This window comes from Haladaptatus caseinilyticus (assembly GCF_026248685.1).
Lineage (GTDB): Archaea > Halobacteriota > Halobacteria > Halobacteriales > Haladaptataceae > Haladaptatus > Haladaptatus caseinilyticus.
This window is the reverse complement of sequence record NZ_CP111036.1, coordinates 2,621,123-2,647,751: the sequence shown is the minus strand read 5'-3', so window position 1 is coordinate 2,647,751 and position 26,629 is coordinate 2,621,123. Positions and strand designations below refer to the sequence as shown.

Annotated in this window: 33 protein-coding genes; 11 read left to right on the top strand and 22 right to left on the bottom strand. The window is 58.3% G+C overall.

The features are described from left to right. The first annotated feature begins 38 nt into the window (after positions 1–38). The 4 genes from OOF89_RS14345 (at position 39) to OOF89_RS14330 (ending at position 1,851) form a co-directional block, all read left to right on the top strand. Positions 39–173, top strand: coding sequence for a DUF7128 family protein (locus OOF89_RS14345; RefSeq protein WP_266077391.1), 135 nt, complete (start codon positions 39–41; stop codon positions 171–173). A 70-nt stretch (positions 174–243) separates the two neighbouring features. After that, positions 244–390 (top strand): hypothetical protein, encoded by a 147-nt coding sequence (locus OOF89_RS14340; RefSeq protein WP_266077389.1) that lies wholly within the window; start codon positions 244–246, stop codon positions 388–390. A gap of 160 nt (positions 391–550) precedes the next feature. Then, entirely contained in the window at positions 551–1,465 is a 915-nt protein-coding gene (locus OOF89_RS14335) for a cation diffusion facilitator family transporter (RefSeq protein WP_266077387.1), read from the top strand. A 206-nt stretch (positions 1,466–1,671) separates the two neighbouring features. Further along, positions 1,672–1,851 carry a hypothetical protein gene (locus OOF89_RS14330; RefSeq protein WP_266077385.1) on the top strand — a complete coding sequence of 60 codons (180 nt, stop codon included), beginning with the start codon at positions 1,672–1,674 and terminating at the stop codon, positions 1,849–1,851. Here the strand turns inward: OOF89_RS14330 and OOF89_RS14325 are convergent. Further along, complete coding sequence (locus OOF89_RS14325; RefSeq protein WP_266077384.1) at positions 1,843–2,091, bottom strand: DUF7508 domain-containing protein; 249 nt, start codon at positions 2,089–2,091, stop codon at positions 1,843–1,845. The two genes, OOF89_RS14330 and OOF89_RS14325, sit on opposite strands and share 9 nt — an antisense overlap. Next, positions 2,091–2,522 (bottom strand): DUF5796 family protein, encoded by a 432-nt coding sequence (locus OOF89_RS14320; protein ID WP_266077382.1) that lies wholly within the window; start codon positions 2,520–2,522, stop codon positions 2,091–2,093. The genes OOF89_RS14325 and OOF89_RS14320 overlap by 1 nt, the downstream gene beginning before the upstream one ends. Before the next feature lie 221 nt (positions 2,523–2,743). Between OOF89_RS14320 and OOF89_RS14315 the strand changes: the two genes are divergently transcribed. From OOF89_RS14315 to OOF89_RS14305, 3 genes are read left to right on the top strand one after another with little or no spacing between them, the layout of a single operon-like run. After that, the gene (locus tag OOF89_RS14315; RefSeq protein WP_266077380.1) at positions 2,744–3,811 is read left to right on the top strand and encodes a CNNM domain-containing protein; all 1,068 of its coding nucleotides are present in this window, start codon (positions 2,744–2,746) and stop codon (positions 3,809–3,811) included. 57 nt (positions 3,812–3,868) lie between these two features. After that, a complete protein-coding gene (locus OOF89_RS14310) occupies positions 3,869–4,720 on the top strand; it encodes a shikimate kinase (RefSeq protein WP_266077378.1) in 852 nt (283 codons plus the stop codon). After that, positions 4,717–4,983: a chorismate mutase gene (locus OOF89_RS14305; protein ID WP_266079804.1), complete on the top strand. Its 267-nt coding sequence runs from the start codon at positions 4,717–4,719 to the stop codon at positions 4,981–4,983. Before OOF89_RS14310 ends, OOF89_RS14305 begins: the two co-directional genes overlap by 4 nt. A 21-nt stretch (positions 4,984–5,004) precedes the next feature. Here OOF89_RS14305 and OOF89_RS14300 read toward each other — a convergent pair whose 3' ends face one another. The 3 genes from OOF89_RS14300 to OOF89_RS14290 form a co-directional block, all read right to left on the bottom strand. Then, a complete protein-coding gene (locus OOF89_RS14300) occupies positions 5,005–5,313 on the bottom strand; it encodes an antibiotic biosynthesis monooxygenase family protein (RefSeq protein ID WP_266077376.1) in 309 nt (102 codons plus the stop codon). 196 nt (positions 5,314–5,509) lie between these two features. After that, on the bottom strand, positions 5,510–6,133 hold the full coding sequence (locus tag OOF89_RS14295) for a GNAT family N-acetyltransferase (protein WP_266077374.1): 624 nt from the start codon (positions 6,131–6,133) through the stop codon (positions 5,510–5,512). A gap of 113 nt (positions 6,134–6,246) precedes the next feature. Next, on the bottom strand, positions 6,247–6,777 hold the full coding sequence (locus OOF89_RS14290; protein ID WP_266077372.1) for a DUF2243 domain-containing protein: 531 nt from the start codon (positions 6,775–6,777) through the stop codon (positions 6,247–6,249). A gap of 190 nt (positions 6,778–6,967) precedes the next feature. Here OOF89_RS14290 and OOF89_RS14285 point away from each other — a divergent pair, with 190 nt between their 5' ends. Then, a complete protein-coding gene (locus OOF89_RS14285) occupies positions 6,968–8,101 on the top strand; it encodes an epoxide hydrolase family protein (RefSeq protein ID WP_266077370.1) in 1,134 nt (377 codons plus the stop codon). 33 nt (positions 8,102–8,134) lie between these two features. Here OOF89_RS14285 and OOF89_RS14280 read toward each other — a convergent pair whose 3' ends face one another. The 6 genes from OOF89_RS14280 to surE all read right to left on the bottom strand — a co-directional run bounded on the left by OOF89_RS14280 (position 8,135) and on the right by surE (position 12,828). Further along, a complete protein-coding gene (locus OOF89_RS14280; protein ID WP_266077368.1) occupies positions 8,135–8,815 on the bottom strand; it encodes a carbonic anhydrase in 681 nt (226 codons plus the stop codon). Positions 8,816–8,931: 116 nt separating this feature from the next. Beyond that, complete coding sequence (locus OOF89_RS14275) at positions 8,932–9,066, bottom strand: DUF7331 family protein (protein ID WP_266077367.1); 135 nt, start codon at positions 9,064–9,066, stop codon at positions 8,932–8,934. After that, entirely contained in the window at positions 9,063–9,272 is a 210-nt protein-coding gene (locus OOF89_RS14270; protein WP_266077365.1) for a DUF7576 family protein, read from the bottom strand. The genes OOF89_RS14275 and OOF89_RS14270 overlap by 4 nt, the downstream gene beginning before the upstream one ends. Positions 9,273–9,274: 2 nt before the next feature. After that, positions 9,275–9,532 carry a HalOD1 output domain-containing protein gene (locus tag OOF89_RS14265; protein ID WP_266077363.1) on the bottom strand — a complete coding sequence of 86 codons (258 nt, stop codon included), beginning with the start codon at positions 9,530–9,532 and terminating at the stop codon, positions 9,275–9,277. Positions 9,533–9,609: 77 nt separating this feature from the next. Further along, positions 9,610–11,967, bottom strand: a complete 2,358-nt coding sequence (locus OOF89_RS14260; RefSeq protein WP_266077361.1) for a bacterio-opsin activator domain-containing protein — start codon at positions 11,965–11,967, stop codon at positions 9,610–9,612. 84 nt (positions 11,968–12,051) lie between these two features. Then, on the bottom strand, positions 12,052–12,828 hold the full coding sequence (surE, locus tag OOF89_RS14255; RefSeq protein ID WP_266077360.1) for a 5'/3'-nucleotidase SurE: 777 nt from the start codon (positions 12,826–12,828) through the stop codon (positions 12,052–12,054). 271 nt (positions 12,829–13,099) lie between these two features. On the opposite strand from surE, the gene OOF89_RS14250 reads away from it, so the two are divergent. Continuing rightward, the gene (locus OOF89_RS14250; RefSeq protein WP_266077357.1) at positions 13,100–13,318 is read left to right on the top strand and encodes a hypothetical protein; all 219 of its coding nucleotides are present in this window, start codon (positions 13,100–13,102) and stop codon (positions 13,316–13,318) included. Here OOF89_RS14250 and OOF89_RS14245 read toward each other — a convergent pair whose 3' ends face one another. The 10 genes from OOF89_RS14245 to OOF89_RS14200 form a co-directional block, all read right to left on the bottom strand. After that, complete coding sequence (locus OOF89_RS14245) at positions 13,319–14,746, bottom strand: small ribosomal subunit Rsm22 family protein (RefSeq protein ID WP_266077355.1); 1,428 nt, start codon at positions 14,744–14,746, stop codon at positions 13,319–13,321. Then, a complete protein-coding gene (locus OOF89_RS14240; RefSeq protein ID WP_266077353.1) occupies positions 14,743–15,519 on the bottom strand; it encodes a prephenate dehydrogenase/arogenate dehydrogenase family protein in 777 nt (258 codons plus the stop codon). Before OOF89_RS14240 ends, OOF89_RS14245 begins: the two co-directional genes overlap by 4 nt. A 54-nt stretch (positions 15,520–15,573) precedes the next feature. Continuing rightward, a complete protein-coding gene (locus OOF89_RS14235; RefSeq protein ID WP_266077351.1) occupies positions 15,574–16,023 on the bottom strand; it encodes an ester cyclase in 450 nt (149 codons plus the stop codon). A 377-nt stretch (positions 16,024–16,400) separates the two neighbouring features. Continuing rightward, positions 16,401–16,838, bottom strand: coding sequence for an ester cyclase (locus OOF89_RS14230; RefSeq protein WP_266077349.1), 438 nt, complete (start codon positions 16,836–16,838; stop codon positions 16,401–16,403). Between the two features lie 227 nt (positions 16,839–17,065). Beyond that, positions 17,066–17,515 (bottom strand): DUF6653 family protein, encoded by a 450-nt coding sequence (locus OOF89_RS14225; protein WP_407661618.1) that lies wholly within the window; start codon positions 17,513–17,515, stop codon positions 17,066–17,068. 30 nt (positions 17,516–17,545) lie between these two features. Then, positions 17,546–18,877, bottom strand: coding sequence for an LLM class flavin-dependent oxidoreductase (locus OOF89_RS14220; RefSeq protein WP_266077346.1), 1,332 nt, complete (start codon positions 18,875–18,877; stop codon positions 17,546–17,548). 452 nt (positions 18,878–19,329) lie between these two features. After that, a complete protein-coding gene (locus OOF89_RS14215) occupies positions 19,330–20,562 on the bottom strand; it encodes a carboxylate--amine ligase (RefSeq protein ID WP_266077344.1) in 1,233 nt (410 codons plus the stop codon). A 23-nt stretch (positions 20,563–20,585) separates the two neighbouring features. Beyond that, entirely contained in the window at positions 20,586–20,720 is a 135-nt protein-coding gene (locus OOF89_RS14210; RefSeq protein ID WP_266077342.1) for a hypothetical protein, read from the bottom strand. Further along, the gene (locus OOF89_RS14205) at positions 20,708–21,502 is read right to left on the bottom strand and encodes an aldo/keto reductase (protein WP_266079801.1); all 795 of its coding nucleotides are present in this window, start codon (positions 21,500–21,502) and stop codon (positions 20,708–20,710) included. The genes OOF89_RS14210 and OOF89_RS14205 overlap by 13 nt, the downstream gene beginning before the upstream one ends. Positions 21,503–21,869: 367 nt before the next feature. After that, the gene (locus OOF89_RS14200) at positions 21,870–23,042 is read right to left on the bottom strand and encodes a M24 family metallopeptidase (protein WP_266077338.1); all 1,173 of its coding nucleotides are present in this window, start codon (positions 23,040–23,042) and stop codon (positions 21,870–21,872) included. Positions 23,043–23,302: 260 nt separating this feature from the next. Between OOF89_RS14200 and OOF89_RS14195 the strand changes: the two genes are divergently transcribed. After that, positions 23,303–25,090: an acetyl-CoA carboxylase biotin carboxylase subunit gene (locus OOF89_RS14195; protein ID WP_266077336.1), complete on the top strand. Its 1,788-nt coding sequence runs from the start codon at positions 23,303–23,305 to the stop codon at positions 25,088–25,090. 65 nt (positions 25,091–25,155) lie between these two features. On the opposite strand, the gene OOF89_RS14190 is transcribed toward OOF89_RS14195, so the two are convergent. Beyond that, on the bottom strand, positions 25,156–25,776 hold the full coding sequence (locus OOF89_RS14190; protein ID WP_266077334.1) for an N-acetylmuramoyl-L-alanine amidase: 621 nt from the start codon (positions 25,774–25,776) through the stop codon (positions 25,156–25,158). 227 nt (positions 25,777–26,003) lie between these two features. Between OOF89_RS14190 and OOF89_RS14185 the strand changes: the two genes are divergently transcribed. Beyond that, positions 26,004–26,594 carry a DUF6663 family protein gene (locus tag OOF89_RS14185; protein WP_266077332.1) on the top strand — a complete coding sequence of 197 codons (591 nt, stop codon included), beginning with the start codon at positions 26,004–26,006 and terminating at the stop codon, positions 26,592–26,594. Positions 26,595–26,629: the final 35 nt, after the last annotated feature.

Here is a 26,629-nt window from a genome sequence, read left to right as displayed (position 1 = left end):
CAGAAATGCATTTATCCGATGCTCGCCTTCCTTCAATTATGGTGGCCCAAACCGAGCGTGACGACCAGACATGGTACCGGTGTGAGGAATGTGGGTTGATGTTCGACGACCGGGAGGATGCGAGACAACACGAAACGAACTGTGACGCAGAAGGCCCGTCGTACATCCAGTGAGCGTTTCGAACGGATTATTTTCGATTCGCGCAGGCAGAGTACTGAAGGGAGTGGCCGTCAGTTACCGAGTATGGGATATCACACGACTATCGGTTGGTCGCTATTTACGTCCGGCGTCGTCACGCTCCTCCTCGAATGGCTTCCCTACCCTTCGCTCTACTGGGGTATCGGGTTGCTCGTGGTTGGATTCCTCATCATGACTCGACGAATCTTCTGACCGGTAACGAACTGCGATTCGAACGGGAGACGAAACCCTCGAACGGGAGGTTATTCCCGCATATCACGGACGAAATCTAGTTTTAGACCGGATCTAAAATCCACATTTGTTAACTCTAATGAATATATTCATAATCGTGCCCGGATTGGGTAAAAAATGAATGGGTGACCACCGTACCGAGTTTCTCAAGGCGTCCTGGGTCAACGTCATCACGAACGTCCTCAAAATCGTGGTAGAGGGCGGACTCGGACTGGCGTTCGGAAGCCTCGCGCTCGTCGCCGACGCCGCCCACTCCGTCGCCGATTTGTTGGCCAGTGCGGTGGTATTGGTTTGGGGTCGCCTCTCGTTCGAAGGCCCGGACAAGAACCACCCACACGGTCACGAGCGAGTCGAACCCCTCACCGCCCTCTTCGTCGGAGGGACGCTCGTTCTCCTCGGTTTGAAACTGCTTTCCGACGCATGGCAATCGATTCTCTCGACACCGGAATCAGATTACAGCATCTACCTCGTTGTGGCGCTCGGGTTCGCCTTCGTTGACCGATATTTCTGTTACTGGTATACGAAACGCGTCAATCGCACCGTGCAGTCGCCCGGCCTGTCCGCGCTCGTCGCTGACAGTAAAAACGACCTGTACACGACTGCCGCGGCAGTCGTCGGCGTCGTGGGGATGGCAGGCGGATTCCCGATCCTCGATCCACTCGCTGGCGGACTCGTCAGTCTCCTCGTCATTCACCAAGGAATCGAAGTGTCGCGCGAAAACGTCGATTATCTCATCGACTCCGCCGCCCCGGAACACATCCGCGAGGAACTGAAGGACACGATTCGGTCCCACGGCGACGTTCACGGAGTGCACGACTTCACCGCCTACTACGCCGGAACCGTCTACGAAGTCGAGTTTCACGCCGAGGTGTCGGCAAACCACACGTTTATCGAGGCCCACGACATCGAAACCGACCTCCGAGACGCGCTCATGGCGCGCGAGGAGGTCGGCGACGTTCACATCCACTTGGACCCCGGCGGACTGGGCGAGTGGAAAGAGGCGGACGAAAAGCGGGTTTCATCGTCCGTGAACTGACTTTCGGGATGGAAGTCGAACTTCGGAGCAGTGTCGCGAGCGCGGTGAGCACGAATACCTCGATTTCGACGCTCTTTCGGGTTTACCACGAATATCCGTTAGTATCCATACACGGCGAACGGCCGGAGGAAGTTCGAAAATTTCCAGTATTGGAAATCGACACAACCCGATAAGTTCACGTCGTAGTGACATCGAATCCGCCTCATATGCCCGAAATCGAGACGTATTTGGCAGCAATCGTGGTTCTCCTCGCACTCGGCGTCTCTCTGCTGGTCGGCGTCGTCGTCAGTCTTGGACCGGATGCAATGACGAGCACGTCACTGGTCGTTGTTTTGGTCGCAGTCGCCGGTATCATCGCCTACGACGTGAACCGCCGCTCAGCCTAACCCTGCTCGTTCTCGATGCTCCGCCGCCAGCTTTCCCGCGTGTTCCCGTGATTGACACGCCTCCCATCTGACCTGTTCAGCCCCGCTGTAGGACAGTTCGGTCTTCAGTTCGTCGCGGAGGACCCCAGTGCCGATGGATTCTATTTCGCCGTCCGTACCGAGTTCGTACATCCCCCATCGTTCCGGGGCGCTTCCGACCGCGGCTCTGTCGAGCGATCGCCAGCGTTTCGTGAGCGGCATCAGTCGTCCTCGTTCACGAACTCGAACGAGCGTTCCCCGATTTCGTCCTCTTCGAAGACGAAGACGCGACCACGGGCGATTTCCGGGTCGGCCTCGACTTCGATGGCGTAACCCTCCGAGCGCACCGTCACGCCCGGAAACAGTTCCTCTTCCTCGCCCGGTTCGACGATGATCCGACCGACGCCGGTCGATTCGAGGATTTCGTCGTGCGTTTTGCGGTCGTTGACGTACGTCATCACGCCTTCCGTCTCGGTCGGGTCGGTCACGAGCACCTGTACGAGTTTGCCGGGCTGCGTTCGGAGGGTATTCTGTACTTTCTGTGGAATCCCGTTGTAGAACGCTTCTCGCCCGTCGGTGTACTCGACGACGATACCGTCTTCCGTGAGTTCGACGCCGAGGGTGTCGGGGGAAACATCGTTACGGACGCTCATAATCGTGGTTTATCCGGGGATGGGGAAAAGGCCCGCGTTCCGTGTCGGGCGCACGTCGGTATTGACCGGATATCGTGGTGTAGATCGAATCAGGAAGAATCGGATATTTGCTGTATTTTCGTGCTAAAAGTGGGAATAAATAATTTTGTATTCACTGTGGCTACGTACAGCTTTGAAAACGGCCACCGGAATCAAATAATTGGAGTCAGTACCTCCGGACGATGGAATCCGCCGTAATAGCGATGCGACTGGTCGCTGGACTGCTGTTGATACTGGCAAACGGTTACTTCGTCGCCATCGAATTCGCGCTTACCCGTGTTCGTCAGTATCCGGAATCGGAGTTCGACACATCCGGTCTACGGCGGGCGTGGGAGATGACTGAGAACCTCGAACTGTATCTAACCAGCTGCCAGGTCGGTATTACCGCGTCAAGCATCGCAGTCGGAATTGTCGCGGAACCAGCATTGGCGGCCATCTTCGAGCCGATGTTCGCGGATACGGGACTTGCATCAGTCGGTGCTGGGGCACTGCTGGGGTTCCTCATTATCAATCTCGTCCACCTGACACATGGGGAACAAACTCCGACATACCTCGGTGTCGAGCGCACGAAATTCGTCTGCCGATACGGAGCAACTCCGCTATACTGGTTCTACCGCGCAATCGCCCCGATAATTACCCTCGGTGACGGCGTCGCAAAGTGGACCCTACGACTATTCGGCGTGGAAATCACAGGGGCGTGGAAAGACGCCGAAACCGACGCAATCGAATCCCGTGCTGACCTTCGGAACAAACTCGGCGATGTGCTCGATCAGGGTGATTTAGCCGACGAACGCTATCAAGAGGTTATGAATGCCCTCAAAATCGGAGAAATCGCGATACGGGATATCATGGTTCCAAGTGAGGACATCGTTTTGCTCTCGACGACGGATAGCCCCGAAGCGAACATAAAACGGGTCAAAGATAGCACGTACACACGATTCCCCTTAGTTGGGGATTCGCTTTCAGACTATCACGGCAACGTCTACATGCCCGCACTATATCGTGCGGACGACGACCTCAAGTCGGGTGAAATCACTCTCGAAGAGGTTGCACACCCACCGATGACCATCGCGGGAGACACCTCGATTAGTGACGCACTCGACCTGTTTCAGGTCGAAAACCAGGAACTCGCACTGGTGATGGAAGAGGGCGAAGTCGTCGGCCTCGTCACCGCAACCGACGCACTGGAGGAGGTCATCGGCGAACTCAGTGACCCGACCGACGAACACCCTGAATCGACCACCACGTAAGCGGTCACGAATTGCGTCTACCGCCACCCTGAAGAACTCACCCCGCGAAGCGCGGCCATGAACGGCCGCGCGAAAGCACCCGCCGCCGGAACCGTACTCAACGCACTCGCCACCGGCATCGGGTCCGCGTTCGCTATCGATGAATACACTACTGCAGAGGTCACGCTGGACGACTCGGACGGGATTCGAGGTGAAATCGCGGACGCGCCGAACGCCGACACCCGCCTCATCGAGCGGTGTGTCGAGTCGGTTCTCGACTTCGCCGACGCGGATCGGTCCCTCGGTGGAACGGTTCGTACCGAAAGTGACGTTCCGATGGCATCCGGGTTGAAGAGTTCGAGCGCCGCCGCGAACGCCACTGTCCTGGCGACGCTGTCCGCACTCGACGTGGAGATGGAACGAGAAGACGCCTGCCGACTCGGGGTGCGAGCCGCCCGCGACGTCGGCGTGACGGCAACGGGGGCGTTCGACGACGCCAGTGCGAGCATGCTCGGAGGAGTTACGGTTACCGACAACAATCGCGACGAACTGCTCGCTCGGAAGGAAGTGTCGTGGGACGTGCTCGTATTTACGCCACCGGAGCAGGCGTTCTCGTCGGATGCGGACGTTTCGCGCTGTCGACGAGTCGCACCGATGGCCGAGTTGGTAGCGGATCTCGCACTCGATGGGGAGTACGGGCGAGCGATGACGGTCAACGGGTTCGCGTTTTGTGGTGCGCTCGGGTTCCCCACCGACCCACTGCTTTCCGCCCTACCGGACGTGGATGGGGTCTCTCTCTCGGGGACCGGCCCGAGCTTCGTCGCCGTCGGCGGGCGGGAGGTTTTAGAGGATGTACAGGAAAGATGGGAATCACTGGAGGGCACAACGTGGCTAACGACGACGCAATCAGACGGGACCCGAACGATATGACGCTCGCGGAGCTCCGCGAAGAGATAGAATCCATCGACCGCGAAATCGTGGAACTCATCGCCCGACGAACCTACGTTGCCGAGACGGTGGCCCAAGTAAAATCCATCGAGGATATTCCGACGACTGACGAGGGCCAAGAGCAGAAAGTGATGGACAGAGCGGGTGAAAACGCCAAACGATTCGACGTGGATTCGAATTTAGTGAAGGCAGTTTTCAGACTACTCATCGAATTGAACAAGGTCGAACAGCGGGAGAGTCGGTAGTAGATACCAATACACCGCGTATCAGTCGTTTCGCGGATACACCTCGTAGTGCATAACGGTTGGCTCGAACTCCAACAAGAAATCCTCGTCTTCGGGGTAATACTTCGCTGATTCGATGTCCTCGCCGGCGAATCGTCGAATGGAGTCTCTCGACTCCCAAAACGAGAGCGTCAAAAAGTGGGCTTCATCCCCTTCGATACGGCGGAACACGTACGCACCGAGGTTTCCGTCGATTGATTCGTAATCGGGGATCGCCCGCTCCTTCTGGAATTCAAAGTATGCATCCGCTTTTCCTGCGGGCGTTCTCCCGTGCCATATCCGTCCTATCATAGCGGAGCTACACTTCATGTAAGCAAAAGCATTCGCTGTGATAGCGGTCCGACACTCGAGAGCCTAAAAGCACGAAGCCGATGAGAGAGCCATCCGAGAAACCACTCTACACGAGGTTCGTCCATAACAAAAACAGCGAGAAGTAGGGACAGTGCTAACTCGGACGGGAGCTCACGTTTCGGATTCCAAGTTTGAATCATGCACCGACTCGAATCGTCGCTATTTCCGCTGTGGTAACGTTCTCCCGCCACTGCTCTTGTAGTATGCTGTACACGTGAACGCCCGTCGGGTCACCGAAGTCATTCGATGGGAGCCAATTTCGGAGGACAGCATCGTGCTGTCCACAGTAGGCATCGACGTACTTCTCGATTGCACGTCGGGACTGTTCGTTTTCGGGATCGTGGCCGACGCTCACGAGGTCGAGGTCCAGCCATTCGAAGGCGACGTACGACATCGTACCGGCCCGTTCACTCGAACACCCACGTCCCCAAAACGGCTCGCGTATCCACATCCCAAACGAAGCTCGACGCTTGTCCCATTCGAGCCACTGTTCGGCGACGCCGACGAATTCGCCGTCGGATTTCGAAGAGATGGTGTAGGTCGCTCGCTCGCCGGATTCCCACGCTTCTTTGGCTGACTGTAGTTCGTCCATCGTCGCCTTCGGCGTCGCGTGTGGGTTCTCCCCGAGCGGGCGCATCACGACATCCATCTCGCCGGAACGATGATGTTCGTAGAGGTCGAGGATTTCGACCGATTCGTGAAACGGTTCGTACCGAAGCCGTTCACTTTCGGCGTCTGTAGGAAATAGGTCGTTCTGCATGGTTAGCGGTCGGAGTGAAGGATTCTTGTCGGGAGTATAAGAACCGAACTCCGTTTCGTTCGCCAGCGGTGTGAAAATCGATCCGTCCGCCGGAGCGAAGGTCGAGTGGGCAGTTAGTGCGATATCGTCTCCGTTTCGGATGGTTCCGGGACTGACTTGGTGTTCCGAATTACGATGTATCCGACGACGACGAACAGAACACCCGATGCCAAAAATACGAGGTCCCAGAGGAGAACGGGACCGGGACCGGCCGGCCAGACGTGATGAATGCCGAGGAGGTGATGATCGACGATACCCTCGATAAGGTTGAAACAGCCCCATCCGAGAACAGTGCTTCCGAGTAGCGTTCGCCCCGACCGAGGAACGACGGGGGTTCGCCATGCACGCCAGAGGAGGACGATTCCGAGAACGGTGAAGGCGTACGTGGCGACGTGAAAGAGGCCGTCGGCCATCATGTTCAGTCGGATATCGTTGGCGACGCTCGGGTTCGGATGAGAGGTCAGCATGTGGTGCCATTGAAGGATTTGGTGGATGACGATGCCGTCGAAAAAGCCGCCCAACCCCAATCCGAGAAGAACTCCGGCCCGGACGAGTGGCTTTGCTCTTTTTTGAGGTCCCAACCAGGAGTTCTCGTGGTTTCCCATAGTCGGAATTCCAAGCGAAGGGTGCAAAAGCGTCCTGCTTGCGACTGCTACCGAACGGCTAGCGGGCCGTGGGACCGGCTTTCAGCTATCGAACCGATGGGGAGTAAACGACTGTCTGTCCGGAACTGGAGCGTGCACTCATCAGCGGTGGTTTTGTCGTTCTGTCCCGAAGGTAGTAGAGGAGGGACACATGGTCGAAAAATGTGAGATCGCTGTTCCGGAGGAGGCGCTCGACGACCTCCAAACTCGATTGAACCGAACCCGATGGCCGGACGAGATCGAAGACGCGGGATGGGAATACGGTGTCAACCGTTCGTATCTCCAAGAGCTAATCGACTACTGGCGAGGTGAGTTCGATTGGGATGAACAGGAGGAGTGGATGAACGAGTTCGACCAGTATCGAACTTCCCTCGATGGGTTCGGCATTCACTTCGTTCACGAACGCGGTGAAGGGGACGAATCGATACCGCTCTTACTCCTGCACGGTTGGCCGAGTTCGTTCGTGCAGATGCTGGATATCGTTCCGATGCTGACCCGACCGTCGAACTACGATATCGACGCGTCGATATCGTTCGACGTCGTTGTCCCGTCTTTGCCGGGATACGGATTTTCCGACCGCCCGACTCGTCGCGGGATGAGCGTCCCCCATATCGCGAATCTGTTCCAGAAGCTGATGACGGAGGAGTTAGGATACGATCGATATGCGGGTCGAGGAAGCGACATCGGGGCCGGTGTGCTCGTTCAACTCGGGCTCAACTATCCGGACTCCCTGATAGGCGCTCATTTCAGTGGGACGAACCCGCGCGTCGATGAAGGTCAGATACCGGACGACCCAACTGACGCCGAAGTCGAGTTTCTCGAAAACGCCGAACGGTGGATGCGAGAGGAGGCGGCCTATGCGATGGAACAATCGACGAAACCCCAAACGCTCGCCTACGGTTTGAACGACTCACCAGTCGGTTTAGCGGCATGGATCGTCGAGAAATTTCGAACGTGGAGCGACAACGACGGCGACGTTGAAGATTCGTTCACCAAGGACGAACTGCTGACCAACTTGACTATCTATTGGACCACGGAAACGATTGCCTCCTCCGTGCGACTCTACTACGAATCTGCCCACGACCCCGGCGAATGGGGACGCCTCGACGTTCCGACGGCGATGTTGATGGCTCCGGCGGATATGTTCCCCACGCCGAGGGAGTGGGCAGAACGAACCTATCGAATCGACCGCTGGCGGGAGGCCTCTCGAGGCGGCCATTTTCTCGAATGGGAGGAACCGAAGTTGGTCGCCGACGACCTCAATTCGTTTTTCGGCTCGCTATGACGGGGGGTTTGGAGCTGTTAAGCGTTGGAACGTTCAATACTCCCACAGTCGTGCGATTCGTGGGGCGATTTCCGAATACTCCTCCTGCAGTGTCTCGACGGCAGTTTCGCCGTTGACGTTGATGACGTGAGCTTGTCCCCGGTTATCGGAGTAAACGTCCTGGAAATCGTATACGACGCCGATGATATCGACGTTCGAAGGGATTTCGTCGCTCTTCCCGAGGAATTCGACCTGCCTATCGACGTTGTATTCGACGAGTCGATTTATCGCCTCCGCTCTGTTCAGGTTCGTGGGGAGTAGTTCGACGCCGCCTTCGAGATGCGGCTTCAACAGTCCAAGGCAATGCTCGATACCGGCCGGTTCGGAGACCCCATCGGTCACGTCGTCGTACGTCGCGGTAACGGCTCCACAACCGGTGTGTCCGACGACGACGATGGTTTCCGTTCCCGTATGTTCGACCGGATAGAGAACGTCTCCCGAGACGACCTCACCGGAGTCGGTTCGCTGAACGACGCGGTTTCCGATGTTGCTACAGGTGAAGATTTGGCCGGGTTCGTCGTTCCCCCAGATGTGATCCTGTAGGACACGTGAGTCCGAACAGCAAACGGTGACAACGTCCGGATGCTGGGAATCCTGTACATCGTCGAATCGGGACTGAAACTCGGTTGCGTGCTCCGAATTGTTCTCCAGTAACTCGATGAATCTTGCGTGCACGGATGGTAGTAGTACGCTTTTGGATAATATTCTTCACGTTTCAAGGATTCGCGGCAAACTGCTATCCGCAGAGAACGAGAAGGGGCCGTCAGAAAACGGTTCGACCCCACACCCCCTTACCTTCGTACCGGGACCGTCGTGCTGGCGCGGATCCACGCTCGCTGGTTTTCGGGATCGTAAAACATCGCTACGACACCGTATTCGTCTTCGTACTCGCTGTATTCGATGTTGCTTGGTCGTTGTTCAGTCATTCTCGATTCTGGGTTGTTTGCGTACGGTTCCACACATCCCGACAGTGGGGACTGCAGAACGGATACAGGTGAAACATGCCACTGTCATCCGTCTCGGCGAGAACGGGGTGCCACGACCCGATTTCGATGGTATCACCGCAGTTCGCACAGACCTGCTCTTCACCGAGGACGTCCGGACCGTTATTGTCCGTGCGTTGCCCGTCCATCGTCACTCATCGAGGACCTCGACTGCCCCGCTGCTATGGACGTGTACCGTGTATCCGTCGAGTGAGAACTCGACGCGGGCGTTTCTTGTCCGCCGATGGAAGAGCGCATCGAGCGCGTCCGGGTCGATAACGTCGTATAAGCACGTATCGAAATCGGTCGCATCGTCGTATCCCGCTCTATCCATCACGGCAGAGAGAACGGCCAGACTCGGCTGGTCACCGTCTTGGCCGTTGGGGCGCCGTCGTACGTCTGTTCTCATGATTATTGATACGGAATGTTCGGGCAAGTCCCTTTCAGCTAGATTGAACGCCCCCTCAAACGGTGGCATCTATCTATCTAGACCCCTCGTTCGAGCAGTTGGGAGAGCAGTTTTCGTTCCGCGGCACGGAGATGATGTTGGAACGTCGGTTGAGAGATTCCGAGCGAGCGTCCCACTTCCTCGCCGGTACTCTTTCGCGGCGAATCGAAAAAGCCACTGAAGTAGGCAGCTTCCAGCGTTTCACGTTGTCTTTCGGTCAATGTTTCAGTGAGCAAAACGTCCAAATTCCCGGATTTCGATGTGTGCTCTCGCTGACGGCGACTTCGAAGTTCGATGGCGGGGAACCGACGCTGAAGTACCTCGACGAACGTTCGAATGTCAGCGTTCGCGGGCAATCGGACGATCACTCGTCCAGGCAAATCCTCTACGAAGAACGACTCAGGCACCGCACCGTGGTCGAGAAGCGTCCCGATAAAACTCGACTCCGTCAGTGTTGCTGAAAACAGCGTGGAGTCGTATCGGTCGCTGACGTGTTCGACATCGATGATTTCGAGCGAGTGAGACGCGACATCGAGTACGTCTTCGATTGCCGCATCTCGAACGGTAAAGAAGCATTTCGGTGCGCCATCGGATTCGGAAACCATGCCCTTGAACTCGACACGGCCGCCGGTTTCGGATGCGACGGACACGAAAACGATGGCAGGGTCCACCACGTCGAATTTGAGTTCGATTACGTCGCCGCCGGTGAGCGCTTTTTTGCTCTCGACTGCGTTGATCGCGTAGGCGACCGTTTGGCTCACGTCGTCGAGGACTGCACGTTCCAAGTCGTCGAACGTCCCCTTCCTGTCCGAGTAGACCGTGAGGACGCCATAGACGGCGTCTTCGTAATGAAGCGGAAGCGCACAGACCGATCGATAGCCACGTTTGAGTGCCTCACGTTGCCACGGTTCCGATGGTGGTTCACGGAGGACGTCTTGCACGACCTGTGCCCGGCCCGTCCGCATCGCGGTTCCCGTCGGGTCCGTCGAATCTATGTCGTCGGGAGTGACGGTGACCGTATCGAGAAAGCCACGGCTCACGCCCGCCGACTCACGGGGATTCACCGTTTTAGTTCCGGGGTCGTGTTCCCCGATCCACCCAAAGCGGTAAGGGCCACCGCTCGTCAGCCGAGTACAGACAGCCTGTTCGATTTCGTCGCGACTTCGTGCTTCGACGAGCGCTCGGTCGATGCCTCGAATGCTTTCGTTCAATTCGTTGAGCCGTTCGAGCGCCGCGTTCTGCCGACGGAGGGTGGCTTCGTGCTCTCGTAGAGTTCGTTCCCGGTCCGCTCGTCCCAATGCCGACTCAACCGCTGCGGCACAGAGTTCAGCGACGTCGAGTGTCGCATCGTCAGACACTTTCGTAACGAAAACACCGTGGCTGCTGAGGGGAAGGATGGCGATTTCATCGCTGAATCGCGGTTCGTTCTTGATGAACGACTGCCATGCGAGACCACCATCGTCCTCTGTCTCTAACAGTCCATCCGGGAACGTTTCGTCCGGGAGTTCACCTGCGCGAACCCGCAACGCTCGTTCGGATTCGTCGTAAAGCGCGATGAACGTCTCCGGGAGATCGAGAACCGTGGCCGCCCCTTCGACGGCGAGTGCACACACGTCGCCGGGGGTCTCTGCTTCCAGCAACTCCCGTGTGAGGTCCGAGAGCGAGCCGAGGACCTGTTCGTGTCGCTCCCGTTTCGTCACGTCTATCGCGACGCCAACGACGCGGTCTACCTCCCCTTCGCCGTTCAACACGGGTCGATAGACTACCTCGAAGACGAGATCGCCGAGTTCCGTCGTTGAGCGGACTTGTTCGCCGGAGAGTGCCGCATCGCAGTCCGCCACGATCTGTGGAACCTCGCCGTATCGATCGTACACCGACTCACCGACGACTTCGCCGTCGGTGAGTCCGAGAGACGCCAGTCCGCGACCTTCGGAGAGGGTGAACGTGCCGTCAGCGTCGAGAACGAAGAGTACGAGCGGAACGTTTTGGACGATGGTCTGATACCGCTCCACCTGAAACTCTTGTTGCTTGCGGTCCGTAACGTTCAGATGTGCAACGACGACGTATGAGTTGTCACCGGTCGTCGCACCCATGGCGTACATGATGAACCACCGTTTCTCAGTCGGCGAGTGACACGGATATTCGAGCGTAAACTCGGTCTGTTTCCCGCCGAGGATATCCCTGATTCCCGTCGCCGCTTTCCGTGCGGTCGGGTCGTTGGCGGTATCACACACGTCGAGATAGCTACTGCCAAGCGTCGTCGTCGTAAGGCCGTTTTCCCGGCCGAACTCTTCCCATGTCCCGTTCGTCGCCACTACCACGCCTCGATCATCGAGAACGGCGACGTTTACTGGGAGCGTGTCGAGTGCGAGTCGGCTGATATCGATCTGACTCACTATATTTCCCCTTCCCCCTCTTGTCGGGGGTCCGTTAGTCACCGACGAATAAAACAGTAGTGCCGACGTGCACGGGTTACATAGCTATTTGTGATAGGCAGTAACCAGTTCGTCCAGCGATTCGTGATGTTCGGTGGAGTGTGGTGCGGTAAGCGGCGAAACGCTCACTCTCCCCTCGTACACTGCCCTTCGGTCGGTTCCATCCGGGTCGGGGAGCGTCTCGTCGTCCATTTGTTCCCACGTCAAGTCGTGAAGGGTGACGACACCCCCATCGTTCGTGGCGTTCATGTCGTATACGTGCGAGGGACGCGTCACCTCCATCGACGCCGGTTCATCGCCCGGCATGGGAGCGTTGACGTTCAGATATTCGGCCTGCTCAAACACGCCCGCGTCGAGCGAGTGTTCGGTGAGATACGTCGTCGCACGGGCGGCCTCCTCGTACTCCGGTTTCGTCGTATCGTGTGGCCACATGTGGTTTGGAACGTGAAGCGAGACGGCGATTGCAGGAACGTCGAAGAACGCGGCTTCGACCGCCGCACTAACGGTTCCCGAACGGCCGAGGACGTAGGCACCGAGATTCGCACCGTTGTTACACCCCGAGACGACGATGTCCGGGTAGGGTCCGAGTTCTGTCAGTCCCGCTACGACGCAGTCGGTGGGGGTTCCCGTGACGGCGTAGCCGATTTCGTGTTCTTCGACCTCGACTTCGTAGGACATCGCCCGACCTACAGCACTCTGATCGGTTGCAGGCGCGACGGTCGTTACGTTTCCGACCTCCTGAAGCGCGTCGTACAGCGCGTGGATACCGGGGCTGTCGATCCCGTCGTCGTTCGTCAGAAGAATTTCGAGAGGGTCGCTCATGGGAGTGGGGTCGGAACGGGAGCGCAAAAGTGCACCGTTCGACTGACGGACGCCGGGAAAGTAACCGGCGAGATGGGTGAGTCGCGAGGATTGCAAAATCGACAAGAGAGCGGATGAGTGACGACAGAGGTACAAACGGTTCGAGGGGACCGTTTCCGAGTTCGTCGAATACCGATGTCAAATCCGCGTCAATAGTTCTCGCCCTATTATAATTCAGCATCGATGATTAACGAACCACATGGATTTATGTCCTGACACTGACTCTGACTAGATGGCCATGGCGGAGGGAAACGTCACTGACGCGCGGACACTCGAACTCAACTACGAGTATGCACAGCGGAATGTAGACGTGTTGTCCATTTGGTTCGAGTGTAAGCCACGAAAAACGGTTGAACTGTTGGCAGAGAACAACATTCCGTTATCACCGAACGACGAGGGGAAGTTCGGTTCGTATTACAATTACGTCCGAGAGGTCGTCGAAACGAACTAATCAGAGGCGGTCAACGACCGTCTTTTCATCGACCACGAGGTTGTACGCGTTTTCGTCTTCGTTCCAGAGTACCAACACCTCTTCGAACGAGAGGAGGCTCCCGTATGCCGCTTCCCGAAGCGCACGGTTGAGTGCCGTTTCCTTCGTCAGCACCGCGAAATGGCTGACCGTTTCGCTCCCGTCTCCGATTTTGAACACCTCGTTTCGTCCACCCGCAGACAGGGAATGGCTGAGTTTCACGGCGACGAGGCTGACACGCTCCGTCACGTGACGCTCCATCTCCGCCATCTTCGCGGAGCACGCGGGATCGGCGGTAAACTCCCGTCGTCGCATCCCATCGGTCCGCAAAATCACGTGTGAGTACTGTACGTCGACGTTGACGAACTCGCCATCGCCTCGTTCGTCCGACCCGCCACTGTCCCTCTTATCCCTGTCGTCACTCTCGTCCAGTCGTCGCTGGAACGCCGGCGTTTCGAAATCCGGTTGTACGTCGAACGACCAGCCACGGTCCTGTGGTTCCTCGTTCGGCCAGAGTCGAAGCGTCGGCGAGTAGACCGTCGTCCGGTCGGCGACGCTTCGTTCGACCTCCCGGAGACCGATACTCGCGTTTTTGTCGGCCGGAGCGATGGCAACCATCGCCCCGTCCTCGGCGAGGATATCGAGATACGTTTCCACGACCGCTTCGGGGTCGTCCACCTCGCTCAGCACGTTGGCGAACAGGACAAGGTCGTACTCGTTTTTCGAGTCGAACGTTTCCGCAGTCTCCCGATGTATCGTCGTGTGGAAGTTCTCCCGTGTTTCCTCCATCATCGCAGCGAACACGTCGACGGCCTCGCTCGGTTCGACGGCGTGATACTCGACCAAACTGTCGTTGGGATAGAAGTCGTGCAATCCGAGTGCCGGGCCGCCGACGCCAGCACCGACGTCAAGCACCCGCAGTTTTCGGGAAAGCAGACCGCGCTCCGCGAGTTCCGAGAGTGCGTACTGAACCACGGCGTAATAATCCGGAAGGTGGTAAATCGCGTAGCCGAGCGCCACGCGATAGTCGTATTCGACCGGGTTCTGTGCAAAATACTCCTGCTTGAGGCGACGAATCGTCTCGCGCAGTTCGTCGCCTGAATCGCCGTCCGGCCACCCGAGTCCGAACTCCCCAACCAGTAGGTCCTCCAGTTTCCGGCCGTATTTTTCCGGAAACGACTCGACGCCGCGAAAATCCGGCGCGATCGGTTCTTCCGAGACCGGTTCGAAAGTTCCATCGTCGCGTTCGACGAGACCCAAATCGAGCGACTGCTCGCGCAGCACCTGCCGGACCACCGCCGGATGTGGTTGCTCCTCGACGTACTCCGCTATTTCGTCCGGGTCGATGGGACGCACGTCGCGGAGGTAGAGCGCGTTTGAGCGTACCTGCTCTCGCTGGTCGGCGTTCATCGTTTTCCCTCCGGATCGGTTTCGTTCCGATACGCGTTCGTATCACCGTTCGATTTAGCGTCCCGATACAGGTGCTCGAACTCCTCCACGGTGGCGTCAGCGAGTTCGTTGGCGGCGGCCGCGACATCCTCCGCACCGTCGAAGGCGGCCTGAATGTCGGCGTAGACGCGCGAATCCCCACTGGTGACTTGGGCCGAAAGGTCGGTGAGGCAATCGTAGACGGGGGTTCGTAGCCCGTCCGGAACCGAGTTCGCGGACAGTGCAAACGCGAGGATCGCCGTGTGAGCGCTCGCTTGAACCGTTTTCATCGCCTCGTCGTGTTCGTCCGGCGTCGTCTCGACGAGCGTGTTGCCACGTGATTCGAGGGCAGAAAGGAGGTCATCGGTCACCGGTCCCGGTTCATCGACGACGACTGCCACGTTCCCGGGCGCGTTTTCGGGGCCGAACAGCGGGTGGAGACTCACGCGTTCCTTGTCGGGGACCCGCTCGGCCATCGCGGAAACGGGTTCGGCCATCACACCGGTCAGGTCGAGTAGGGCCCGTTCGGCCTTCACGGCGTGTTCTTCGATTGCCCCTTCAACTACGGGGAGGGGTACCGCGAGGCAGACCGCGTCGAACGTCTCGGATGTGTCCAGTTCGACCGCTCGTCCACCGAGTTCGTTTGCGGCGTTTTCCGCGACTGCAGGGTCTGCATCGGCGAACGCGAGGTCGCAGTGTATCGACTCGCCGAACCAGCGACCCATCGCGCCCGCTCCGACGACGAGTACGTTCATTGGAACTGGTTTGGCGTGGTTCGCCCAAAAGAGGTTCGTTTGTCCGGGTTGGGTTCAGTCCGGTCGACCCTCGTCGGGGCGTTTCACGGCACCGATCTGTTCGAACAAGCCCAATGCGTCGTCGTTGACGTGTCGCTCTTCGAGTTTGCCCTCCTTCAGGTGGTCGATGAGGATACCCGTGATTTCGATCTTCGTGTGGGTCGGTTCGATGCCGAAAATCTCGCCGTCGTGCGTCGCCCGCGTCGTATATCGCGTCGTCACTACGTCGTCTACGGCGTACATTTCGTCGACTTCCATCTTGATGTCCGAGAAGGCGTTACGGAACGTCTCGGCCAGTGCTCGATACTCGTCCGGTCCGTGAACCGGGTCACGAATCATCGGGTTGTGATAGACGAAGTCGTCGGTAACGAGGTCGGAAATCTCTTCGAGGTCCCCACCGCTGTCCCATACCTCCCTGACTTCCCTCTGGACGAGTGCTTCGTTGTCCGCGGTTCTGATACTCAAGGTGTTTCCCCCGGAAACCAGGTACACCAACCGGGACGATAAACGAAAGACATCGTTCACCCGGAAACCAGGGGAAGATTTCGGGAAACGGTGAGTGGTTCGACGCAAAATGTCGGGTCCGTAGATGATGCCTACAGCGAGAAAACCGATAGCCGAATCGAGAGGAGAAACGACACCGGACGTTTCCGCCCGGATAATCCTCGGTTCATGGGCGCGTCGTTCGTGTATACACGATCGAGTCGTTACTGTCGAACCGTTCCGGCCTAGGTAAACGGATTTCCAAGAGACGACGTTTTCATCTCCAGGAGAAGACGTTTGCATTCATGCGAGTCGAATCGAGAGCCAGGGAAAAGACACCGCTCGGTTAGGTGTCGGCCTTATTCTTCCATCTCGGGCAGTTCGACTACACCGAGTTGGACGAACATTCCCAGTTCGTCGGCGACGTCGTACCGTTCCTGGATTTTCCCGTCCTCGATTCGGTCGAAGTAGACCCCCGTCATTTCGATTCGTTCGTCGGTTGGTTCGATACCCATCATCTCACCAGTGTGGGTTCCGTATGCAGTGTACCGAACGACCACCTTGTCGTCCGCCGATACCACGTCCTCGACCGTCATTTCCATGTCGGAGAAGATATCGCGGACTTCCGCTGCCATTTCGCGGTACTCGTCACGACCTTCCATGTCCATCATCGGACTGTGGTACACGAAATCTTCCGCGACGACGTCATCCAGTACATCAAGGTTGCCACCGCTATTCCATACCTCTTCGATTTCTCGGACAACGAGCGCCTCGTTGTCCGCAGTTCTGATACTCATGGGATTCCCCTCTGCAGCGAAACGACGCCGAGTAGGGGGATAAACGACGCGGATAGTTCACCCGGAAACGAGCGAGAGACGCCGGGAAACACGGGAACGCTGGACAGACGGAGACGGATACGCTCGTGTTGGTACCAGGGTGATGGAATACGAAAACGGTGTGACTGACGGAGGTCACCGACCGTTGCTGTCGGGTGAATTGAAATTCTGCGTCGAAGACCGGATACTCACCGGCGTTTCGTCTCCCGATCATCGTATCGCCGAACGAGGGCGCCGACCCACCAGAACTTCAGCCCGAACGCGAGGATCGTCCCGACCGTCGTGCCGACGGGTCGGCGTCGCCACGCGGCGACCAGTGTGTACACGAACGCGAGTGCACTGACCGTGTTGCAGACGTTCGGATACGTGCGTCCGACCGTTCCGTTCGCCTCCTCCCGAATCCACCACCGTTCGGCGAGGACGGCGCGAGTCATCCACGCGTCTTCGGTCTCGGGTGGCGAGAATAAAAACGGATTAACCGTCGCGAAAAGGACCGCGGCGATGAGGATGCGCCAGTCGCGGCGATAGATGGCGTACACGAGGACGGGACCGGTCGGTACCCGAGTCCAACCGCTTTTCGGGTTCGAATGGCGCGCCCAAAAGAAATCCTCCAGTCGGTCCAAAAAGGGGGTGTTCATGATCGATGCTACGTTGCGGAGGGACATATCTCACTCGCGATATCGCCGACCCAGCATGTTCTCCCGAAGCGTCTCGCCGTCGTACTCCTCGCGTACGAGGCCGCGTTCACGCAGTTCCGGCACCACCAAATCGACGAAGTCTCGGAGTGTTCCGGGGCGAACGACTTCTTTGATATTGAATCCGGAGATCCCCGTTTCGTCGTGCCATCGTTCGAGTTCGTCCGCGACCTGCACCGGCGACCCGACGATGACGGGCGAGGTGGAACCGAGGCCACAGAACTCCGCCACGTCACGAACCGTCCAGTCACGCTGGGGAGCATGTTTGGTTAGGGCGTTGACTGCGCCCTGAATCGCCTCGGTTTCGATGTGTTCGACCGGTTGGTCCGGCGAGAGTTCGGAAAAATCCAAGTCCATGAACCCACCGAGCAGCGTCAGCGTCGCCTCGGTATCGACGTTTTCGCGGTATTTTTCGTACTTCGCCTCCGCGATGTCCTCCGTTTCGCCGACGATCGGCGCGATTCCGGCGAAGAAGGCGAGTTCGTTGCCGTTTCGTCCCGCATCGTCCGCGCGCTTTCGCACATCCTCGACGTAATTCTTCACGGCTTCCTTCGTCGGTTGGCTGACGAACAGCGCTTCAGCGTTGTTCGCCGCGAAGTTCCGCCCGCGTTCCGACGACCCGGCTTGGTAGAGAACTGGCGTACGTTGTGGCGACGGCTCACAACTGTGTGGGCCGGGAACCGAGAACTGCTCCCCTTCGTAGTCGATGGCGTGAACTTTCTCGGGGTTGGTGTACCGTCCTGCCTCGACATCTCTAACCACCGCACCGTCTTCCCAACTGTCCTCCCACAGTCGATAGCAGACCTGCATGAATTCCTCGGCGCGGTCGTAGCGCGTGTCGTGGTCCATTCGCTCGTCCAATCCGAGGTTTTCCGCCGCGCTTTCGAGATAGGAGGTAACGATGTTGAACGCGATACGGCCGTCGGTGATGTGGTCGAGCGTGGAAAACTCGCGGGCCAGTTGGTACGGATGGACGTAGGTCGTAGAGCGCGTCACCGCGAACCCGAGGTCGCTAGTGACGCTCGCCATCGCTGGAATCAACAGCTCCGGGTCGTTCGCGGGCGTCTGAATGGCCTTCTCTATTGCCGTGTCTCGATTGCCACCGTATACGTCGTAGATGCCACGCACGTCGGCGAAGAAGACGGCATCGAATCCCCCACGTTCCGCCAGTCGTGCGACCTCCTGCCAGTAGTTCATGTCGGTGTAGCGGTGTGATCGGTCGCCCGGCGTGCGCCAGGTACCTGCCGTGACGTGTTCCACCGCGTTCATCGTGAACAGGTTGAAGTGGATGCTCTCGTCGGTCATTCGTTGATCACGGGTTCGTTTGGACGGCGCAAATCAGAGGGGAAGGCGGCGACCTTCTCCGCCACCTGCAACGAGGACGGGAACGGTAGTCGGTGTATCGACGTGGTGTGCTGGTTTGGCCGTCGGTGAACTGTTTTCGAATTTCCAAAGGACTTGTTCGTTGTAGCTGTGTCGTTAACCGTTGCCGACAGCAAATACCCGCCTCAGTATCGCAACCGCAGTCCCCCAATCTTTCCCCGCCAGAGAAGGGGCGCACTCGTGCCTCACTTCGTTCGCCACTCGGTCGAAGCACGTTGGCGTATCTTCTCGGCGGATCGGGTACGCTACGTTGCACATGCTGGCGGACATTCGAGGCCGTTACGTCCGAGAAGTCGAGCAGACCCCCGCGGGACCACCAACGGAGTCAGTCACCGACTTGGGGACGTTGCGGGGCAGTTCGTAATCGAATCCTGCTAACAGGAGCAGTAGTAATCGCCGGTTCCGAACTCGGTTTTCATAAGCCGATATGCAGGTCCGACGTCGCTCGGGCGGTACACACCTGTCGTCAGGGCGTCCGATGTCTCGAACTCGCCGGAGAACAGACCCCGCCACTGGTTCTCGTTGAGCACGTCCGAGAAACCGGCATCGTTTGCGAGTAGTTTCAGATAATCCCCCAGATAGACCCACGTGGAGTCGTGGGTCTCCCCGGCTTCGAACTCATCGCCGACCGTGTCGGCGTAGGCCGCCCCCGGCAAGTCGGCCCCGGCCTGGACTGGCAGACTGATCCACTTCCACGGGCGGGTGTTGATGTCCAATAGAACGTACTCCTCGCGCGATTTGTCGTAAACGAATTCGGATTCGCTGATGCCGTAGTAGCCGGTTTCTTCGAGAATGGAGAGCGCACGCCCCTCGATTTCCGGTTGGTCGGTTTGTCGGACGAGACAGGACGTGCCGAACTCCTGTGGGTAACGAACGCGCGCGTTGCCGACGAAGGTAACCGGGTCACCCTCCTGCGGAACGTAGGAGGCCAGCGAACAGTCCCGCCCGGTTTCGATGTCCACCTTCTCCTGTGCCATGACGTTTATTCCGGCGTCCTCGGCCATCGCTACGACATCCAAAAACTCCTCCTCGTCGGCGACTTCGATGACGTTCGTTCCGACCGCTTCCTCGAACTCGCGCTTGAGCGCGGGTTTGACCACGAACGGGAAATCGAGGGCTGCCGCCGCATCTTCCGGATCGGTGTCGGCCATTCGGTACGTTTCGGGGTATGGAACATCCAACTCCGCTGCCTTCTCGTACAGCGATTCTTTGTCGAGGACGGCATCGATCGTTTCCCGACCGGCGAAGGGGAGACGGACGCCTTCCGGTTCCGTCCCGGCGAAGGCGTGCACCCATTCGTCCATACAGGGGAACGCGACCGGTTCGTGTCCCAGTTCGGACGCGAGTGCTTCCACGTCCTCTCGGAATCCGTCACGATCATCCAGCGGATAGGTCACCTGCCCAGCGAAATCCACGGCGTCGGAGTACGGAGCGACACCGTTCCCGTTTCGGTCGATGGCGATGACTGGAACGTCGTGCGCTGAGAGTGCGCGAGCGACGCTCAACCCTGTCACGTGTGCGTTGCAGACGATCGCTGGCGGCCTGTCGAACTTCGTCTCCGCCAGTACCCGACGGAGTCCGTCGAACGAGCGAAATTTCTCGGCCATGGAGGGACTTTTCGAACCACGCGCTAAAGCATGTTCGACTGGGCGAGGTTCTCCGGTATCTCGGAGGCATGAAAACTCGCGCCGAGTATCCCGGTTTCCGGTGGCGAAAACGGGAGGTGATCCAGCGAGACCAGTCGCTTTCCACTTACTGGTTCCACGGAGCCCTGTCGGGGTCGATGAGTCGTTCTTCTCGATCGATACTATCAATCTTTGCCACGTCTTCGTCGTCAAGTTCGACCCCTAAACTTCGCCAATTCTCCTGAATATGCTCGCTGCTAGTCGCCTTTGGGATGGCGGTGACACCCTTTTCGCGACACCATGCGAGGCTGATCTGTGCTTCGCTGGCATCGTGTTTTTCCGCGACAGAGCGAAGTTCGGGGATGTCGGCAACGTCGCCGCGGGCTATCGGCGAGTACGCGACGAGTTCCACGTCGATGTCGTCCTGGTCGCAAAACTCCCTGAGTTCCTCCTGCTGGAGCAGGGGATGCATCTCGACTTGATTAGCGAAGATGGGCTCCTCCGCGACTTCGATGGCCTCCGACAGCAGGTCCACCGTGAAGTTGCTCACGCCGATTTTCCGAATCAATCCTTCATCGCGGAGTTCCGCGAAGGCTTCGAGCGTTTCTTCGGCGTCGTACTCTCCGGTCGGCCAGTGAACGTAGAGCAAATCGATGTAATCGAGCCCCAATCGTTCGAGGCTCTCCTCGGCACTCGTGAGGACTTTGTCGTAGTCGAGATCGTCGGGGCTGACTTTCGTCGCAACGAACAGGTCGTCCCGAGGAACGTCCGATTCGGCGATAGCGTCGCCCACCGCGGATTCGTTGTCGTAACCTTCGGCAGTGTCGATGTGTCGATACCCCGTTTCAATGGCGGTCGTAACGCTCTCGACGCATTCGTCGTAATCGTCTAGTTCGTACGTTCCGAATCCGAGCATCGGCATTCCGCGTGTCGTCGGTGCCGAGAGGCCGGTCACTTCTTGACTCGTCTCTATCTGCCCCGTTTGTTCGATTTTGACGTCCATCGCCTGTTCTACCACATCGGGTGTCCGTGCGATTTCGGAGGGCTTCGCCCATATCTCGTCCAGTCCGACCGTTTTGTCGGAATACCGTCCGAAAAGGTATCCGAGTACGAAGCCCACTCCAACGGGAAGTACACGTCGAACGATACTCGGTTTTCGTGTCGTTTCTGATACACGAGCCTCGTCGGTATCGGTTTTCTGTTTGCGCATGAAGACGCAGTTCGCCAGACGGTTACTTTGCCATTGTGGCAGTCAGAATCGCATTTGGGGCGAACACCCCGAGAGCGGGTTAGTCCACGACCAGTTCGATCGGGTAATCGGTCAGGTTCTCGTAGCCGTCCTCCGTAACGACCACGAGGTCTTCGATGCGAACGCCGCCGACCGCGGGGTCGTACAGACCTGGTTCGATGGTGATGACGTGGCCCGGTTTCAGTTCACCACCGTCGGGGTTGATTTTTGGAAGTTCGTGAACATCCAACCCGACGCCGTGACCTGTGCTATGAATGAATCCTGTTTCGGTACTCGGGTCGCTTCGAAGCGTTTCGTAACCCGCGTTTTCGTACACGTCACAGACCGCATCGTGAACTGTTTTCCCCGTCGCGCCGGGTTCGACGGCATCAAGAGCGGCGTCGAACGCCTCGTGAGTGAGATTGTATCGAGCACGAATCTCGTCGGATGGTTCCCCCTTGACGAACGTTCGGGTCATGTCGGCGTGGTATTTCGATGCTTTGTCGCGTGGGAAAATGTCCACGATGATGGCTTCGTCAGCGGAAAGCGGACCCCTTCCCCGGTCGTGGGGGTCCGCCGCGGATGACCCACAGGCGACGATGGTTTCATCGAGCGCCGCCCCGTTACGCAGGAGCGTCACTTCGATTTCCTCCTTCACGCGTTCGCTGGTCAGTACCTCACCGTCGTGATAGAGAACGCCGTTTTCGACCGTCGCGGCGGCGAGCAGGTCTTCTGCGGCTTGCATGGACGCTTCGTTCGCTTTCTGTGCGACCCGAACGTGTTCGATTTCCTCGTCCGTCTTCGCCGCGCGGATGCCGGTGATGACGGCGGTCTTTTCCGGCGAGACGGTTATGCCCACGTCACGGAGGCCGTCCGCAACGCCGAGCGGGAAGCGTTCGGGAACGACCACCGATTCGACATCGTGGTCGGCGAGAAAATCTGAGAGGACGCGGCTTTTCGCCTCTTTTTGGCCGTGTTCGGCGACCTTCTCGTAGTAGCCGTAGTCGGTCATTCGCGCGACCGATTCCGCGTTGCTTTCCTTTTTCGCCCGGCCGTATTCGAGGCTAGAAACGAGCAAATGGACGCCGTCCGCGTAGAGGGTCGTGAAGGCGTCAGGCGCGTCGAATCCGGAGAGATACAACTGGTCGGAATCGGACGATGCCGCGTCGATGAGGAAGCCACCCACACCCATCGAATCCAACGCGGAATCCAGTGCCGAGAGGTCTTTGTCCATGTGTCTCGCGACAGAGGCTATCAGTAAAACGATGTCGAAGGATGAGTGTGCGATGCTCGCTCCGTTTTAAACCGTCTCCCGAGCGGTGCCGCCCGGCCTTCGTTATCGGTGTTCGGCTATCGGTGTTGTTGCGGCTTTGCTGGTGCCGACGAACGTCGTCAACCCCTGTGAAGTCCTATCGTTGACCCAAATACGGTCCACAATCCACCAGAGAAAAACCGACAGAATGAGGTAACCCACCCGAATAGAGTTCCGCAAGAATGTTCGACAAGGTTCTCGTCGCGAACCGTGGAGAAATCGCGGTTCGCGTCATGCGCGCATGCGAGGAACTCGGAATCGACACCGTCGCAGTCTACAGTGACGCCGACAGAAATGCAGGTCACGTTCGCTACGCCGACGAAGCGTACAACATCGGTCCGGCGCGAGCAGCGGATTCGTACCTCGACCACGAAGCAGTTATCGACGCCGCCGAAAAGGCTGGTGCAGACGCCATTCACCCCGGGTACGGTTTCCTCGCGGAGAACGCCGAGTTCGCCGCCAAAGTCGAGGCAACCGAAGGTGTGACGTGGGTCGGCCCGACCAGCGACTCGATGGAACAGTTGGGCGAGAAGACGAAAGCCCGTAAAGTGATGCAGGGCGCCGACGTGCCTATCGTACCGGGGACGACGGATCCGGTGACGGACCCCGAGGACGTCCGCGCGTTCGGGGAAGAACACGGCTACCCCATCGCCATCAAAGCGGAGGGTGGCGGCGGCGGCAGAGGGATGAAGGTCGTCAGAACCGAGGACGAGGTCGAAGACCAACTCGAATCCGCCCAGCGCGAGGGTGAAGCGTACTTCGACAACGATTCGGTCTATCTCGAACGCTACCTCGAACAGCCACGTCACATCGAGGTACAGATCATCGCCGACCAGTACGGTAACGTCCGGCACCTCGGCGAACGTGACTGTTCGCTCCAGCGCCGACACCAGAAAGTCATCGAGGAAGGCCCCTCGCCAGCCCTCTCGGACGCACTCCGCGAGGAAATCGGGGAAGCGGCCCGACAGGGTGTAAAAGCCTCCGAATACGTCAACGCTGGAACCGTGGAATTCCTCGTGGAGGACGGCGAGTTCTTCTTCCTCGAAGTGAATACCCGGATTCAGGTCGAACACTGCGTCACGGAGGAACTGACGGGAATCGATATCGTAAAATGGCAACTTCGCGTCGCCGCGGGCGAAGAACTCGACTTCGCACAGGATGACGTGGAACTCGAAGGGCACGCGATGGAGTTCCGTATCAACGCCGAGAACGCGGCGGCTGACTTCGCACCCGCCCGAAGCGGTTCGCTCGACGTGTACGACCCACCTGGAGGGGTCGGTGTCCGTCTGGACGACTCGCTCCGACAGGGAGACGACCTCGTGACGGATTACGACTCGATGATAGCGAAACTCATCGTTCACGGCTCCGACCGTGAGGAGTGTCTTGCACGTGGTCGAAGAGCGCTCGCGGAGTACGACATCGAGGGCGTCGTCACCATCATACCGTTCCACCGCGTCATGCTCGAAGACGAGAAATTCGTCGCTGGCGAGCACACGACAAAGTATCTGGACGAGGAACTGGACGACGAGAAGGTCGCCGAAGCGCAGGAAAAGTGGGGTTCGTCGGAGGCGGAAGCCGACGACGAAGACGTCGTCGAACGCGAGTTCACGGTCGAAGTCAACGGCAAACGCTTCGAGGTCAACTTGGAACAGCGCGGTGAAGTCGCGGCAGTTCCTGCAAACGGGAACTCCGGCGGTCAGAAACCCAAACCGGCGGGTGGCAGCGACGGCGGAAGCGAAACCGTCGTGGACGCCGAGGGCGAAACGGTCACTGCGGAAATGCAGGGGACGATTCTCGACGTGAAAGTCGAAGAAGGCGACGAAATCCAATCCGGCGACGTCGTCTGTGTTCTCGAAGCGATGAAGATGGAAAACGATGTGGTCGCCACGCGTGGTGGAACGGTGACGCAAGTCACGGTCGGTGAAGGCGACAGCGTCGATATGGGCGACGTGCTCGTCGTCGTGGACTGAGCCGTCGTAACGAACTTTCTTGCTGTCGCGTGTAAAAAGTAAGGATCGAGCCGCTCATCCGCCGATCAGTACGAGTTGACGAGGTCGATGTAGTAGTCCCAGTCCCAGTTAGAGCCGGGGTCGGTGTGCGTACTCTCCGGGACTTGAGAGTGGGCGATAATGCCGCCGTTTGCCGGGTTCGCTGCGTCGTACGGAACGCTCGACGGGTGCTGCTTCGGGACGCCGTACTGGTCACAGAGCCAGCTGGCGAGTTTGGCCGACGCCCGGTATTGTGCGTCTTCGTACGTTTCACTGACGTAGCCGCCGTGTTCGATACCGACCGAGTACGTGTTGTAGTTCGACCCGCCCGCGTGCCACGCGATGTTGATGTCGCTGACGCTTTGGTACTTGTACCCGTCCTCTGCGACGGTGTAGTGGGCGCTAACGTTAGCATCGGGGTCTTGGAACCAGTTGACCGCACTGCTGGCAGAGCCCTGGACGGTGTGGATAATGACCCAATCGATGTAGCCTGCGCCTCGGTCCGCACCGGTATAGTTACTGGAGTGAGCCGGTTCCCAGTCGACGGACGGCTTCGCTGCCGCGGTGCCGCTCGTCGCGACAGCCCCGCCGAGACCAGCGACGCCGACTGCACCCATTCGCTTCAAGATGTCGCGTCGTGTCGAATTACCGCTATTATTTTCTCCCATTGCGTCTGGATATTAACCACGTTGTTCTTTAATGCACCATCTAGCATAGTTAGTTTATAAAAAATAAAATATTAAATATACAACCGATAGCCGAGGCCTTCGCTTGCATTTCGGTGCCACCGAGTTCCACGGCCACTCGCAACGACGTGCCGACGGCCTCCGAGAAGCGGCACGCGGATGGTCGGATGATTCGAGGAGTTTTTTCGAACCCATTACCTAATCCGTCCATGGAAGAGAACCGGAGTTTCCGTGTGCTTGCGACGGACGGCTGTAGACTTCGCTTACTCGATCAAGAGACGTACGAGCCGGTTGTCACCGCAAACGACGACCATGACGCGCCAGTCGCCGACCTCCATCCGGGCTATCGTATCGACGCCGACCTCGACTGGTCCACGAAAGAGCCGACGGTCCGTTCGCTCTCGGTTCGTCGTCGAACGTTGTACACCTTTGCGGACCACGTCGAACCGGTTTTCGAGGCCGCACAGCGGACGTGGAACGAAGCACGTACGGCGGGTGATTCTATGAACAGTCGTGTGACTCGTAACACCGACAACGATGTCAACGGCGTTCTCTACGTGTTTGCCGAGGACGAATTGGGTGGACTGTTCGGGACGTTCCGCGATGGCTCTCGTCCGCTTGACCCCCTTGTGGACAAGGTCAACGAGCAGGAGGGAGATGACGACCGAGACGTGTTCGTTCTCCGCCCCGCAAACGAGGAGTTCGTCATCGTCACGATAGCACTCCAGAAGGGTGGCCAGCTTGCAGAGACGCTCCGAGAAACCTACAACTGTCCGCGACCATCCGAATCGCTTGCGTAAACGAAACGATTCTTGTCGAAAGTCCCCCTATCCAC

Excerpts from the sequence above, each read along its gene's own strand:
- OOF89_RS14345 (WP_266077391.1), top strand. The coding sequence starts at position 39 with ATGGTGGCCCAAACCGAGCGTGACGACCAGACATGGTACCGGTGTGAG.
- OOF89_RS14340 (WP_266077389.1), top strand. The coding sequence starts at position 244 with ATGGGATATCACACGACTATCGGTTGGTCGCTATTTACGTCCGGCGTC.
- OOF89_RS14335 (WP_266077387.1), top strand. The coding sequence starts at position 551 with ATGGGTGACCACCGTACCGAGTTTCTCAAGGCGTCCTGGGTCAACGTC.
- OOF89_RS14330 (WP_266077385.1), top strand. The coding sequence starts at position 1,672 with ATGCCCGAAATCGAGACGTATTTGGCAGCAATCGTGGTTCTCCTCGCA.
- OOF89_RS14325 (WP_266077384.1), bottom strand. The coding sequence starts at position 2,091 with ATGCCGCTCACGAAACGCTGGCGATCGCTCGACAGAGCCGCGGTCGGA.
- OOF89_RS14320 (WP_266077382.1), bottom strand. The coding sequence starts at position 2,522 with ATGAGCGTCCGTAACGATGTTTCCCCCGACACCCTCGGCGTCGAACTC.
- OOF89_RS14315 (WP_266077380.1), top strand. The coding sequence starts at position 2,744 with ATGGAATCCGCCGTAATAGCGATGCGACTGGTCGCTGGACTGCTGTTG.
- OOF89_RS14310 (WP_266077378.1), top strand. The coding sequence starts at position 3,869 with ATGAACGGCCGCGCGAAAGCACCCGCCGCCGGAACCGTACTCAACGCA.
- OOF89_RS14305 (WP_266079804.1), top strand. The coding sequence starts at position 4,717 with ATGACGCTCGCGGAGCTCCGCGAAGAGATAGAATCCATCGACCGCGAA.
- OOF89_RS14300 (WP_266077376.1), bottom strand. The coding sequence starts at position 5,313 with ATGATAGGACGGATATGGCACGGGAGAACGCCCGCAGGAAAAGCGGAT.
- OOF89_RS14295 (WP_266077374.1), bottom strand. The coding sequence starts at position 6,133 with ATGCAGAACGACCTATTTCCTACAGACGCCGAAAGTGAACGGCTTCGG.
- OOF89_RS14290 (WP_266077372.1), bottom strand. The coding sequence starts at position 6,777 with ATGGGAAACCACGAGAACTCCTGGTTGGGACCTCAAAAAAGAGCAAAG.
- OOF89_RS14285 (WP_266077370.1), top strand. The coding sequence starts at position 6,968 with ATGGTCGAAAAATGTGAGATCGCTGTTCCGGAGGAGGCGCTCGACGAC.
- OOF89_RS14275 (WP_266077367.1), bottom strand. The coding sequence starts at position 9,066 with ATGACTGAACAACGACCAAGCAACATCGAATACAGCGAGTACGAAGAC.
- OOF89_RS14270 (WP_266077365.1), bottom strand. The coding sequence starts at position 9,272 with ATGGACGGGCAACGCACGGACAATAACGGTCCGGACGTCCTCGGTGAA.
- OOF89_RS14265 (WP_266077363.1), bottom strand. The coding sequence starts at position 9,532 with ATGAGAACAGACGTACGACGGCGCCCCAACGGCCAAGACGGTGACCAG.
- surE (WP_266077360.1), bottom strand. The coding sequence starts at position 12,828 with ATGAGCGACCCTCTCGAAATTCTTCTGACGAACGACGACGGGATCGAC.
- OOF89_RS14250 (WP_266077357.1), top strand. The coding sequence starts at position 13,100 with ATGGCCATGGCGGAGGGAAACGTCACTGACGCGCGGACACTCGAACTC.
- OOF89_RS14245 (WP_266077355.1), bottom strand. The coding sequence starts at position 14,746 with ATGAACGCCGACCAGCGAGAGCAGGTACGCTCAAACGCGCTCTACCTC.
- OOF89_RS14240 (WP_266077353.1), bottom strand. The coding sequence starts at position 15,519 with ATGAACGTACTCGTCGTCGGAGCGGGCGCGATGGGTCGCTGGTTCGGC.
- OOF89_RS14230 (WP_266077349.1), bottom strand. The coding sequence starts at position 16,838 with ATGAGTATCAGAACTGCGGACAACGAGGCGCTCGTTGTCCGAGAAATC.
- OOF89_RS14225 (WP_407661618.1), bottom strand. The coding sequence starts at position 17,515 with ATGAACACCCCCTTTTTGGACCGACTGGAGGATTTCTTTTGGGCGCGC.
- OOF89_RS14220 (WP_266077346.1), bottom strand. The coding sequence starts at position 18,877 with ATGACCGACGAGAGCATCCACTTCAACCTGTTCACGATGAACGCGGTG.
- OOF89_RS14215 (WP_266077344.1), bottom strand. The coding sequence starts at position 20,562 with ATGGCCGAGAAATTTCGCTCGTTCGACGGACTCCGTCGGGTACTGGCG.
- OOF89_RS14205 (WP_266079801.1), bottom strand. The coding sequence starts at position 21,502 with ATGCCGATGCTCGGATTCGGAACGTACGAACTAGACGATTACGACGAA.
- OOF89_RS14200 (WP_266077338.1), bottom strand. The coding sequence starts at position 23,042 with ATGGACAAAGACCTCTCGGCACTGGATTCCGCGTTGGATTCGATGGGT.
- OOF89_RS14195 (WP_266077336.1), top strand. The coding sequence starts at position 23,303 with ATGTTCGACAAGGTTCTCGTCGCGAACCGTGGAGAAATCGCGGTTCGC.
- OOF89_RS14190 (WP_266077334.1), bottom strand. The coding sequence starts at position 25,776 with ATGGGAGAAAATAATAGCGGTAATTCGACACGACGCGACATCTTGAAG.
- OOF89_RS14185 (WP_266077332.1), top strand. The coding sequence starts at position 26,004 with ATGGAAGAGAACCGGAGTTTCCGTGTGCTTGCGACGGACGGCTGTAGA.